Below are 12,548 nucleotides of genomic sequence, written 5' to 3'. Positions count from 1 at the left end.
AATTGAAATCTAGTTAGCGGTCTTGAATGACCATTGTAATACGATTTTCCTGACCATCATCAAGCTGTTGTTTTAAAATTAATTTGTTAGGTAGCGTTGCAGCGTTGTTGTAACTGAGATGGACGATCCAGCCATCTTCAATAAATTGAGTTGGGCGCTGTTGTTGGTCTTTTTCGATTTGAACTGAAGCTGTTGCGGGTTGTGCTAAAATCCAGTGAACCAAATCGGTAATAGGCGCTTGCCAGCCTGTCGCTTTTTCTAAAAGCTCTTCTGGTGTTGCTGCATGAATCAAGCCTGTTTTTGCGCTATTTAGGGTGACTTGTCCTGGTATTCCTTGAATATGGGTTTTGCCTATACCCAGTGCGCCACTCAGCTCAATGTCAAAATTATCCTGTTGTTGTTCCCATGTAAAAAAAGCACTGCCAGATTGTTTTGGTGTACGTACTCCAATTTTACCTTGCAGAGAAAAATTGGTTTCTTGAGCCGATGCTATTGTATTGGTTGTAGGCAACTGATTGATCATAGGTTGAGGCTTTCTGTATTGCTGACAGCCTGTCAAAATCAAACTGCTGCTGGTCAGTAGCCCTAAACCAATTTTAGTGAACAGATGCATGGTGAACTAAACTCATTTTTTGCTGGTGTGATAATAACAAGGAATTTAACTGAATTACTTGTGGATTGTTCGGGTGTTTTTGTTTGAGTTCTTGTAACAAATCTGCAAATTTCTGCATATTCCCTCGTAAATATAATGCTTTGGCTAGACGAACGCCTGTACCTACATTTTCATTGAGCATGTAGGCTTTTTCTAAGGCAGGGATTGCAGTGGCAAGATCATTTTGTAAAAAGGTGATTAAGCCATAAGTGTCAAGAATAGAGGCTTGATCGGGTGCGTACTCTAAAGCATGTTCGACATATTTGCGTGCATCGCCCAAGCGACGGTTTTGTAATGCCAACGTATAAGCATAAGCATTGAGATAAGTGGGGCTATTGGGTTCAATATTCAGTAACTTATTTAAATCTTGTTCTAAACGGTCTTTATCCTGATAAGGGTCGAGCAATAATACTTGTGCGTAAATCAAATCAGGATCATCGGGGAGATTGTGAATTGCTTCATCAAGCAGTTCAATCGCTGCAAGTTTATGATTTAGTTTTTTCAGGATTTCTGCTTGCAGTTGATATAAAAAACTGGCGTGTTGTGGGTAATTAACTCGTTCTTGTGTCAAAAAGCGTAAGGCATCGCTGAGCTTGTCTTCTTTATCATAAATGGTGACGAGGCTTCGGCGTGATACTGTGTATAAACTACCATCGACTAGGCGATAATAAGCTTTGGCTGTTTCATAATGCTGTTTACGCTCAGCATTAATCGCGAGGTAATAATAAGCATCATTTTGATATTGTGAAGAATTTTTAAGCTGCAATAAAAAGCCTTCAGCTTGATCATAGCATTTTAAGTCAATACTGGTTAAGCCTGCAATGAAAATAGGTTCATCGGCAGAAGGCCAGTTGCGAATAATACCTTCGAGTTTTTTTAAGCCCAGTTCAGATTGACCAATCTTGATTAAATATTTTGCTTCAGCAAGGCGTACTTCTAAGTTGTAGTTATGCTGACGACTCGATTTTGCATACCATTGTATGGTGGCATCCTGATTGCCCGATGCGTCCAAGATATTGGCTTTGAGTAAAATGAAACTGGTGACATTTGGGCGTTTTCGCAAAGCGCGCTGTATGTCTTTTAATGCTTGTTCTAATTGATTATCTTGGGCTTCTAAGCTTGCAATCATGACCAAAATTGATGGATTGCTTCTAGCTTTACTACTGCGTAAGGTTTTGAGCAGTGTGGTTCGATCTTCTTGTGAATCAGGTGCAATCCCCGCGACAATTTCAGCCAGATCGGCATCAGGGTCGATGTTTAAAATTTTATCAAGTGTTTGTGCAGTTAACTCATATTTATGTGTTTTTAGTGCAATGTGTGCTAAATAGAATAGAGCGGGTACATCTATTGGGTCTTGATTGACCCAATGTGTTGCAATATCGAGTGCAGATGGCAGGTCATTTTCATCGAGCGCGATGTCAAGCGCACGTTGTTTGATTGCTGTGGAGCTGCTATGAATTGCCAGAACTGTGTAGTTGTGTAATGCTGTGGCAGTTTGTTGATATTGCAAAGCAAATTCGGCAATCATGGTTTGTTTTAACGGAAGTGGATTATAGTGTGCCACTGTATTTTGCGCGTAAGTGTAATTATAGGCACATAAGGTGATGCTTCCTAGCAATAAGATTGTGCTAGAATAGCGTCGTATTAACATACATGATTGTTGGCGAATTGTTTGCTGCAAAATTTCTTTATCCAAATATTTATGCTTATTATGACACCGATGATGCACAATAACACATGCATAATTTTAGTGAAATGATGATCTGACATGGCGTTCTTTGCTTTAGGTGTCAACCATCAAACAGCCTCAGTTGAGTTGCGTGAACGTGTTGCGTTCAACGCAGAACGACTGCGTACTTTATTGGCTGAACAAAGTCATCAAAGTCAATTCAATGACTTAGTGGTGGTGTCAACCTGTAACCGCACAGAAGTCTATGCGATGACTGATGAAGCAGACATGCTATTAAATTGGCTTGCGCAAACCAATGGCATTGATGTTAACCAATTGTTTAATCATGTATATCGCTATGAAGATATTCAGGCAGTTTCTCACTTAATGCGGGTTGCAAGTGGACTAGATTCGCTCATGCTTGGTGAGCCACAGATTTTAGGGCAGGTGAAATCGGCATTGTCGCTGGCAAAAGAGTCGGGCACGGTGTCGGGAAATTTAAATCGTGTCTTTGAATATGCGTTCTATGCTGCTAAACGTGTGCGTTCAGAAACCGCCGTCGGCAATCATGCTGTATCTATGGGATATGCCGTAGCGCAGTTAGCACAGCAAGTCTTTAGCCACCCTGAAAAACTGGTGGTGCTGATGGTTGCGGCAGGGGAAATGAACAGCCTTGTTGCAAAGCATATGGCAGATATGGGAGTTGCTAAAATCCTGATCTGTAACCGTGGTCGCGAACGTGCAGAAAAACTTGCCAATGAAATCACACCATTTGTAGAAGTTGAAATTATTCCATTTGAAGAATTGTCGCAGCATTTGCATCGTGCCGATGTGATTTCAAGCTGTACAGGCAGTTTGCATCAAGTAATTGCTTATCAGGATGTCAAAGCAGCCTTAAAGAAGCGCCGTTATCAGCAAATGTTGCTGGTGGATTTGGCTGTTCCGCGTGATATAGACCCCAAAGTTGAAAGTTTGGATGGTGTGTATCTATACGGTGTCGATGATTTACAAAGCGTGATTGATGAAAATCTGGCTCAGCGCCGTCAAGCCGCGGTTGAAGCTGAAGTCATGGTCAATCAGTTGGCAACTCAGTTACTTACTCAAGAAAAAGTCAAGCAAGCAGGGCATTCAATTTGTGCTTATCGTGAAGCTGGGCAGCAGATGCAACAAGAAGAAGTTGAGCATGCCTTACAATGTTTAAAAGAAGGTGAAACACCTGAAAAAGTGATTCAGGAACTTGCACATCGTTTAACACATAAACTACTTCACCCAACTTCTATGCTGTTGCGCGAAGCTGCTCAAACTGAAGATCCTGAATATTTGGAATGGATTCAGGATCATTTACAACGTGTGTTGCAGCATCGCCGAAAACCCAAAAGTTAGTTTTTTGTGTTCTGCATCGTGAGTGTGCAATATTTTAGATTTGATGACTATAAAGTCATTTGCTTGAAACCATTCAGATATTAAAAAAAATAATGATTATTCTTCAAAAGATTAACGCGTACTTGGTTGTCAAGTCGTGTATTTTTAAAATGATACTGAGAAATTTTAACGTTGTTCTATTAGGCTTTAGACGCATTATACTGTCTCCGCTGTAAAATCTCCGAAAAGGATATTGGTTGATTTTCACTGCTCGCATTTCATTTTTAGCGGTAGGAGATTGACATGAAATATCGTAGTTCTGCATCGTCACACATTCGTTTATCACAGGTCTGTTTACATCCGTGGCAGTTTGGTAAGCGCCAAATCGCACAGTATTGCCCTGATTTAAAAAGTATTTCGATTGGGGTCTTTGATGGTGAATTTGAAAATGCCCAGACACGCCAGCAGCAAGTCCAACAGCTTGGCGTGCATAAGTGTTTTCAGTCTGCTTATCAGCATTTATTTTTTAATTAATTGTTATGATGTAAAGCAGGTGAGATAAATTTCACCTGCTATTTTGATTAGTGCAATAATCTTAAACTGATTTTCTTGGTAAGTTCATTGAGCTGTATTCGTAAATTTTGCGATTCCTGTAATGATGCAGGGCGTTTCATACGCTGTCTAAGCAACTTTTCTTGTAAAGCTAAAGCATTTTCTTTGGCAAAATTAAAAGCCTGTTCTGGCGAATTTAAAATATCTAAAACGTTGGTGCGCTGTAATAATTCTGCAATTTCATTTCGATACGCATAGCAAGCGCCTAAAACATAATAAATTGCGCGCTCCTGATCTTCAGGTAGTTTGTCAAAGACCTGATCAAGAACTGCTAGAATTTCTGCCAATAAGTCATCTTGCTGAATATAGGCGCGTAATTGCTCAAAGTGCGTATATAAAAACGGATTACTCATGAGCAAGGCAACCGCAAAGTCTTCATCTCGCGTGCGAATATTGAAAGAGAGTGAAGCATCATGGCTGATTTTTGGGGTAAAGCGTTTACCTAGCCCCAGTTTTTCCCGAAAAGCCTGATTGAGCAAATAACGATAAGAGCCTTGCGGTGGCAGTAATTGCGTCATATTTTTCAGTTCGCCCATCACCTGACTTTTTCCTTCGGGTGTACTGACATCGTGCTGCTGGGTCAACAGAGCAAATAAAAAATCAGATAGCAAAGGCGCTTGTTGCCAGAGCTGCTGGAATCTCTCTACGCCTTCTTGGCGAATTAAAGAGTCAGGGTCGTGGTCATTGGGTAAAATAAAGAATTTCAGTTCGCGACCATCATTGAGAAGGGGTAGGGCAATTTCTAGGGTACGCTGCGCTGCTTTTTGCCCTGCACTATCGCCGTCAAAAGCGATGGTAATTCGATGATTGCGTTTGAATAAAATGTTGAGATGTTCGGTGTTACTGGCGGTTCCGAGTGTCGCGACGGCACCATGTATACCTGCCTGATGTAAGGCAATTACATCCATATAACCTTCGACCAATAGCCAGTCTTGGGCTTTAAATTTGGTGCCTTCATACAGTCCATATAGCAACTGGTTTTTATGGAAGACTTCAGAATCGGGTGAGTTGATGTATTTGGGTTTGATTTCGTCGTTTAGGGCACGACCACCAAAACCAACCACTCGACCTTTGGGGTCACGAATTGGGAAAATCACCCGATCCCGTAATAAGTCAAAGTCTCGTCCGCTGTCACTGGTGCGAATCAGACCGAGTTGTTTTAAACCATCAATATCTTGAGGAAATGCTTGTTCTAAGTGCTGCCAGTCTTCTGGTGCATAACCCAAACGCCAATCTTGAATGGTTGCAGGACTTAAACCGCGCTGTTTAAAATAACGCTGTGCAGTGGCACTTTTGGGTAGTTGCTGCTGATAAAACTGGGCAATATTTTCCAGTAAATCATACAAGTTTCCTTCTTGAGTAATCTCAGAAAACTGATTTTCTGCAAATAAAAAAGGATCATCGTGTGGGAATGGATATGGCTCAAAGTCCTGAATATTGTCGGGTGCGGCTACAGGAGCAACAGGTGGAGCACTGATGCTTGGTGTTGGTGTAATTGTTTTTTTATAAGTAAGCTTCTTACTGTCCTGATTGTCTTTAGGAAGCTCTATCCCTGTCTGACTGGCTAAGTCTTTCATGACATCGATAAAACTACGGTTGTCGATGTCCATTAAGAATTTAATGGCATTCCCATTGGCTTGGCAACCAAAACAATGATAGTACTGCTTGTCCCGATACACATGGAAAGACGGGCTTTTTTCTTGATGAAACGGGCAACAGCCAGAATATGTGCGTCCAGTTTTTTTGAGTTTGACACGCTGACTGATCAGATCGACAAGATCTGTACGGTCAAGAATTTGGTCAATGGTCTGTTGTGGAATCGCCATAATCAGGGATGTAACAATACGATGCGGGTTAAGCAGTGTAACAAATTTTCAAGGTACACAAAATATAAAAGGCAAGCTCATGAGCTTGCCTTTATGAACGATAGACCGAAATTAGTTGCTTTCTGGTTTATCGAGCAAACCTAAACTTAGGCGGTTAGTCCAGCTACGCTTTGGTTTTTCATTTGAATTGCTAACAGGTGCTGCAACAGGTTCGGAAGCAATCACTGGCGAAGGTGTTGCAGTGGTCGCTGTGGCTGTTGCTTCTGTTTCAGGTTTGTCGAGCACACCGAAGCTTAGTCGATTGGTCCAGCTACGTTTTTCTTCTGTAGCATTATCATGACTAGCTTTCTGATCGCGCACGTTGTTTTCTGAGCTACGACCAAAAATACCTAAAGTCGCCTTGTTCCACCAGCTACCTTCTTTACGTGCTGCTGCAAGGTTCACACTGCCATTGGCTTTGACTAAATTTGGATAATTTAGTTTTAAGACATTGGTATATTGCTGAGCGCTTTGCTGATCACCTAACTGGTTATAGCTGTAAGCAATGGTTGCCAGCGCTTCTGGAATTTGTGGTGTATTTGGATAATGTTCAACTACCCATTGGCTACGTTCAATTGCAGCGATCCATGCTTTACGTTCAACGTTGAAACGTGCAGCAGTCATTTCGTGTTCTGCAAGTTCCTGACCAATATATTTCATACGCTGTGCAGCATCGACAGAATATTGGCTTGATGGGAAACGACGAATTAGATCAACAAAGTTTTGATAGGCCAATTTTAAATAGTTGATATCACGGTGTGACTGCTTAAGTGAAGTGTAACGCACAAGACCATCATAATTTTGTTCCATGTTGGCAACGCCACGTGCATAGTAAGCATAAGCAACATTTGGATGGTCTGGGTTTAAACGAATAAAGCGATCAGCCGCTGTGACAACCCCAGGATAATCTTTTTGTTGGAACTTCACATAAATTAAATCCAACTGCGCTTTTTGAGCATGTGTGCCTGTTGGAAAGTAAGTATCAATCGCTTGGAGATTTTTTGCCGCTTCATTATATTGACCATTATTGAGCGCTTGTTCAGCCGAATCAAAGTAGGCTTGTTCGCTGTTTTGTGGTCCAAGATCGACAACTTCTTTTTTTGATGGATTGCTGCTACAGCCCACAAATGTACCAGCAATGCCTAAACAAAGCACAAGCATAGTAACTTTATAACGTGGTAGCGACATAAAAATTCCTCAGTTAATACGGCCAATGAGCTACAATGGCATTATTAAACCATTATTGTCTTAATGAGCCAAATGACTTCAACACAATCTTCTCATTCTAATTCCACTGAAACAGATTTCAATTTACTTGAAGATGCTGAGGATGCAGATAATCATACTTCGAGCGTAACTGCAACACATTTATCGTTGCAATTTCAGGTGGATGAACAATACCTTGGGCTGCGAATTGATCAGGTTGCAGCAACCGTTTGGGCTGATTTTTCACGAGAAAAACTTAAACAATGGATGAAAGATGGGCATCTGCTGGTAGACGGTAACAAAATTAAACCGAAATATCGCTGTGAAGGGCATGAATTGCTCACGCTTGATGTTGAGCTTGAGGTGCAAACTCACAACCAGCCTGAAAATATTCCTTTAGATATTGTTTATGAAGATGACGATATTCTTGTCATTAATAAACCTGTTGGTATGGTGGTGCATCCTGGCGCTGGTAATGGCTCTGGAACGCTGGTCAATGCTTTGCTGTATCACTATCCAAAATCGGCAGAGTTGTCGCGTGCCGGATTGGTACATCGGATCGATAAAGACACCAGTGGTTTGCTCGTAGTAGCGAAAAATCTGGAAGCACAGTTTTCATTGACCAAGCAACTCGGTGATAAGTCAGTCTATCGTGTCTATGACCTTGTGGTGTATGGCAACATTATTGCAGGTGGCACGATTGATGAACCAATTAAACGTCACCCTGTTGACCGTGTGAAAATGACCGTGCTGCCTGGTGGGCGTGATGCGGTGACGCATTATAATGTCAAAGAGCGTTTTCAGAATTTTACCCGTGTGCAAGCACAGCTTGAAACAGGTCGTACGCATCAGATTCGGGTGCATTTCACCTATATTGGCTATAGTTTGGTGGGCGATTCTGTGTATATGAGTCGTGTTCGTGTGCCTGCTGGCGCTTCAGAGCGTTTAGCCGAGACGCTACGTGGTTTCCGCCGTCAAGCCTTACATGCAGCGAAACTGGGCTTGGTTCATCCACGTACGCAAGAAGAAATGCTTTTTGAAGCACCTTGGCCAGAAGACTTTAAAAATCTGGTACAAGTATTACGCGAAGAAAATGCAGCCTACTAATCAGGCTGTATCTGTGACACCGCAATCGGAGAATTCAGTCATGCAATTTGTTCAAGGTTTACCCCAAGGCGTTTATGTTGGACAAACCCATGTTCAGCATCCAGAAAGCCTTTCCAGTGAACGTACTGAACTGTCAGGGTTTAATCTGGCATTGCATGTGCAGGATGATCCGCAACGTGTACAACAGCATCGTATGGCATTATTGAAAGAGTTTGCCCTATATGGCGTCAACAAGCTGACGTGGATGACGCAAACTCATAGCACGATTTGCCATACGGTCAATCAGCAAGTCTACTTTGAGCCGTTGGTGGGGGATGGTTTGGTCACCCAGCAAAAAGGGCATGCCATCTTGATGATGACTGCAGACTGTTTGCCTGTGGTTTTAGGTAATGCTGATGGCACTGAAGTAGCAAATCTGCATGCGGGCTGGCGTGGTCTGGCAGGCGGAATTATTGAAAATACCATTGCTACCATGCAGACCCAACCCACATGGGCATGGCTCGGTGCGTGTATTAGCCAGCCTTGTTTTGAGATTGGCGCAGAAGTCAAACAGGCATTTTGTGAAAAATACCCGTTAGAGTTCGCCTTTAAAGCAGGCGAGCAGGCAGGGAAATATTATGCTGATCTGTATGCGATTGCGCGTTATATTTTAGAGCAGCATGGCGTGGCTTTAGTGTCGGGTGGGGATCAGTGCACCTACACCCAGACGGAGGATTATTTCTCCTATCGCCGTAATGCGAAAACAGGTCGCATGGCGACATTCGTGTTTATGCAGGAATAATTCATGCTAAACTGCTCGGGATTTTTTGCTATTGATTCTCAATAATGACGACGTTGCCTAAATCCCTTGCTATTGTCTACCACAGCCCGTATGGGCATACCGCAAAAGTTGCCCAATACATTGCCAAAGGCGCAGCGCAAATTGGCGTGACCACGCATGTCATGTCGATTGAGCATGTGGATTGGGACAAGCTGGATCAGGCACATGGCATTATTCTAGGCTGCCCAACTTATATGGGCAGTGTTACGGGGCAGTTCAAAATGTTTATGGACTCAACCTCGAAGCGCTGGATCAACCGTTTGTGGCAAGGCAAACTTGCCGCAGGCTTTACCAATTCGGGTGGTTTAAGCGGTGACAAACTTTCTGTGTTGCAGCAAATTAACTTGTTTGCCATGCAGCATGGCATGCTTTGGACAGGTTTACCGTTGTTGTCGACAGGGCAAAAAGACACCGATTTAAACCGTTTGGCCAGCCATTTGGGACTCATGACCCAATCCAACAATGCACCTGTCGAAATTACCCCACCGCAAGGTGATCTGGATACAGCTATCTGGTTTGGTGAATATATCGCGCTCATGTTGAATCGCCTGAATCATTCAGCCTAAATCTGTATTCACAGTATTAGGCTTCTTTCATAAGTCATTTTTTAAGCAAAAAAGCACAATGAGGATACTTTCATCCTCTTGCGGAACAGTGTTCCTCATCCCAAAGGGAGAAGGAACGTTCAGTATTCATTGCCAATCACAATTTACGTTTATCTAGTTGGCGTGCCAGTTGATCGCCAGTAGCTTGAATCAACATCACCAGTATCACCAACACTACAATCACCGCAAACATAATTTGCAAGTCAAAGCGTTGATAACCATAACGATAAGCCACATCACCCAAACCGCCCGCACCAATTGCGCCTGCAATTGCGGAGGAGTTGATCATGGTGACAATGGTCACGGTAAATCCTGCCACAATGCCGGGCAAAGCTTCAGGCAACAGCACATGCCAGATAATCTGCTTACGGTTACAGCCCATGGCTTGAGCTGCTTCAATCAGACCATGATCGACTTCTCTTAAACTCACTTCGGCAATCCGCGCGAAAAATGGTGTGGCTGCCAGTGATAGAGGTACAATTGCAGCCCAAACGCCGTAGCTCGTCCCGACAACCCAACGGGTAATTGGAATCAGTGCCACCATTAAAATCAGAAAAGGCACAGAACGGGTAATGTTAATGATCCAGCCGATTGGTTGATTGATCTTAACGGAAGGAAAAATGCCTTGAGGAGATGTGCTGACCAAGATGACCGCAAGTGGCAACCCGATCAGCAAGGCAATCACTGCTGACAGCCCGACCATGACTAAAGTGTCGAGTGTGCCTGTCAGTAATAAATCAAATAGCTGATCTTGCATAACCGAGCTCCTTGAATTGTAAATGCTGAATATGCTGCCAATCTTGTAAATCAGGTGTTTGATGATCTGAATTAACTGCAATCACCAAACGCGCCACGATATAGTGCTGAATCTGATCAATATGGCTTTGCAGAATCTGTACAGGTGACTGAAACTGTTGCAGAAGTTGGTTAAAGTCAAATGCCTGATCGGCGCGATGTGCATATTCAATTTGCAGAATTTTTTGGGTATGTTCAGGGCTGGCATCAGCAGTTAAGGCCATACCAAAATCCAGTTGTTCCAAGTTCAGTAGTTCTTGGGTAATCTGCTGTTGAGGGTTGGAAAATACCGACCACACCGCACCAGACTCGACAATTTCACCGTGATCAATCACCACCACCTCATCGCAAATGTCACGAATGACCTGCATTTCATGGGTAATCAGCACAATGGTAATACCCAGTTCCTGATTGATTTTTTTCAGCAAAGCCAAAATGGTGGTCGTGCTTTCTGGATCGAGTGCCGAGGTAGCTTCATCACAGAGCAAGATTTCTGGTTGATGTACCAATGCTCGGGCAATTCCGACACGTTGTTTTTGTCCGCCTGAAAGCTGGGCAGGGTAATGCTCGGCTTTTTCACTCAGCCCGACCAACTCCAGCACATGATTGACGCGTGAAGATATTTCCGCTTTGGCAACCCCTGCAATTTTTAGGGGCAATGCCACATTTTCGCGTACGGTTTTGGCAGACATTAAATTAAAATGCTGAAAAATCATGCCAATTTTCTGACGCAGTTGAATCAGCTCGGCATGTTTGAGCTGGGTCAAATCCTGTTGATGAATCAGGATTTGACCACTCGATGGCTGTTCTAGACCATTCAGGCTACGGATCAGAGAGGATTTTCCTGCACCACTTTTACCGATAATGCCAAAAATATGCCCTTGCGGAATATCCAGCTGAATGTCTTTTAAGGCATGAACCTGTTGGCTTTGTCCCGCATAGTATTTATTCAGGTTGCGAATTTTGATATGTGGTGTACTAAATTCGAGCGATGTCCCAAAACTAACCATATTGCTTATCTCCTATTGCCAACCTTTAAACCAGAGACCTTGACCAAAATCTTTATCTAAAATTTGTTGAACTTTTGCTGAGTGTTGAAATGTTTGAACAAAAGTAGCAAGTTTTTGATTTTTATCTTGATAATCGCCGCGTGTTACAAAAAGAATGGCATATTTTTTATCAATCGGATCTAAGAAAAGAGCATCTTTAGGGTTTGCTGTTTTTGCCATTTTTAAATAATGTGGATAACCAAAAATTAAATCAGCATCATCAATGGCACGTGCAGTTTGAGGACCTTCAACTTCAACAAATTGAAATTGTTTAGGATTGGAAATAATATCTTGTCGGGTAGAAAGCTCATTTTTGACATCTTTTAACTGAATGAGTTTCGCTTTATCTAATAAAATTAATGCGCGAGCCAAATTGACTGGGTCACTTGGAATGACAATTCGGGCATGTTCAGGTAACTCTGCGAGCGAATGGTATTTCTTTGAATAAAGCCCAACATGGCTACCAGTTCCAACAGCGAAAGCATGTAAATTAAAATGAGTTTGGCGAATCGCATTTTTTAGATAAACACTTTGCTGAAAAAAGTTGGCATCAATATCACCATTTTGCACTGCAATATTGGGTGCTTGCCAATCAGAAAATTCGACCAGTTTGACATGAATGCCTTGTTTTTCAACATCATCTGCAACGCTTTGAAGTAGATCTTTATAGGGTGGGCTAATGCCTATGGTAAGCACATTATCCTGATTTTTTTGCTGAATATAACGATAGCCTGCCAAGCCAAAAATAGCCAAAACCACGACAAAACTTATAATTAAAGGGCGAGATTTTAATAGTCCTGACATTG

At 42.5% G+C, this 12,548-nt stretch carries 12 protein-coding genes; 5 read left to right on the top strand and 7 right to left on the bottom strand.

Annotated features, from left to right (window positions below; genetic code table 11):
- Positions 1 to 13: 13 nt before the first annotated feature.
- Both lolB and E0H77_RS04625 read right to left on the bottom strand, forming a co-directional pair.
- On the bottom strand, positions 14 to 613 hold the full coding sequence (lolB, locus tag E0H77_RS04630; protein WP_131375390.1) for a lipoprotein insertase outer membrane protein LolB: 600 nt from the start codon (positions 611 to 613) through the stop codon (positions 14 to 16).
- Complete coding sequence (locus E0H77_RS04625; RefSeq protein ID WP_131375501.1) at positions 597 to 2,303, bottom strand: tetratricopeptide repeat protein; 1,707 nt, start codon at positions 2,301 to 2,303, stop codon at positions 597 to 599. The genes lolB and E0H77_RS04625 overlap by 17 nt, the downstream gene beginning before the upstream one ends.
- Before the next feature lie 117 nt (positions 2,304 to 2,420).
- On the opposite strand from E0H77_RS04625, the gene hemA reads away from it, so the two are divergent.
- Positions 2,421 to 3,704 (top strand): glutamyl-tRNA reductase, encoded by a 1,284-nt coding sequence (hemA, locus tag E0H77_RS04620; protein ID WP_131375388.1) that lies wholly within the window; start codon positions 2,421 to 2,423, stop codon positions 3,702 to 3,704.
- A gap of 282 nt (positions 3,705 to 3,986) precedes the next feature.
- Positions 3,987 to 4,217: a hypothetical protein gene (locus tag E0H77_RS04615; RefSeq protein ID WP_131375386.1), complete on the top strand. Its 231-nt coding sequence runs from the start codon at positions 3,987 to 3,989 to the stop codon at positions 4,215 to 4,217.
- 47 nt (positions 4,218 to 4,264) lie between these two features.
- On the opposite strand, the gene E0H77_RS04610 is transcribed toward E0H77_RS04615, so the two are convergent.
- Both E0H77_RS04610 and E0H77_RS04605 read right to left on the bottom strand, forming a co-directional pair.
- The gene (locus E0H77_RS04610) at positions 4,265 to 6,121 is read right to left on the bottom strand and encodes a DNA primase (RefSeq protein WP_131375384.1); all 1,857 of its coding nucleotides are present in this window, start codon (positions 6,119 to 6,121) and stop codon (positions 4,265 to 4,267) included.
- Between the two features lie 111 nt (positions 6,122 to 6,232).
- The gene (locus E0H77_RS04605; RefSeq protein ID WP_131375382.1) at positions 6,233 to 7,348 is read right to left on the bottom strand and encodes an outer membrane protein assembly factor BamD; all 1,116 of its coding nucleotides are present in this window, start codon (positions 7,346 to 7,348) and stop codon (positions 6,233 to 6,235) included.
- A 72-nt stretch (positions 7,349 to 7,420) separates the two neighbouring features.
- Between E0H77_RS04605 and rluD the strand changes: the two genes are divergently transcribed.
- From rluD to E0H77_RS04590, 3 genes are read left to right on the top strand one after another with little or no spacing between them, the layout of a single operon-like run.
- Positions 7,421 to 8,473: a 23S rRNA pseudouridine(1911/1915/1917) synthase RluD gene (gene rluD, locus E0H77_RS04600; protein ID WP_131375380.1), complete on the top strand. Its 1,053-nt coding sequence runs from the start codon at positions 7,421 to 7,423 to the stop codon at positions 8,471 to 8,473.
- Positions 8,474 to 8,513: 40 nt separating this feature from the next.
- Positions 8,514 to 9,254 (top strand): peptidoglycan editing factor PgeF, encoded by a 741-nt coding sequence (gene pgeF, locus E0H77_RS04595; protein WP_131375378.1) that lies wholly within the window; start codon positions 8,514 to 8,516, stop codon positions 9,252 to 9,254.
- 44 nt (positions 9,255 to 9,298) lie between these two features.
- The gene (locus tag E0H77_RS04590) at positions 9,299 to 9,859 is read left to right on the top strand and encodes a flavodoxin family protein (protein WP_045792716.1); all 561 of its coding nucleotides are present in this window, start codon (positions 9,299 to 9,301) and stop codon (positions 9,857 to 9,859) included.
- Positions 9,860 to 9,995: 136 nt separating this feature from the next.
- Here E0H77_RS04590 and E0H77_RS04585 read toward each other — a convergent pair whose 3' ends face one another.
- Genes E0H77_RS04585 through E0H77_RS04575 form a run of 3 tightly spaced genes read right to left on the bottom strand, consistent with a single transcriptional unit; the run spans position 9,996 to position 12,546 of the window.
- Positions 9,996 to 10,655 carry a methionine ABC transporter permease gene (locus E0H77_RS04585; RefSeq protein ID WP_131375376.1) on the bottom strand — a complete coding sequence of 220 codons (660 nt, stop codon included), beginning with the start codon at positions 10,653 to 10,655 and terminating at the stop codon, positions 9,996 to 9,998.
- The gene (locus E0H77_RS04580; protein WP_131375374.1) at positions 10,636 to 11,703 is read right to left on the bottom strand and encodes a methionine ABC transporter ATP-binding protein; all 1,068 of its coding nucleotides are present in this window, start codon (positions 11,701 to 11,703) and stop codon (positions 10,636 to 10,638) included. Before E0H77_RS04580 ends, E0H77_RS04585 begins: the two co-directional genes overlap by 20 nt.
- Before the next feature lie 12 nt (positions 11,704 to 11,715).
- Positions 11,716 to 12,546, bottom strand: coding sequence for a MetQ/NlpA family ABC transporter substrate-binding protein (locus E0H77_RS04575; protein ID WP_131375372.1), 831 nt, complete (start codon positions 12,544 to 12,546; stop codon positions 11,716 to 11,718).
- Positions 12,547 to 12,548 lie beyond the last annotated feature (2 nt).

This window comes from Acinetobacter brisouioides (assembly GCF_004331075.1).
Classification (GTDB): Bacteria; Pseudomonadota; Gammaproteobacteria; order Pseudomonadales; family Moraxellaceae; genus Acinetobacter.
This window is presented reverse-complemented; position numbering and strand designations above follow the sequence as displayed.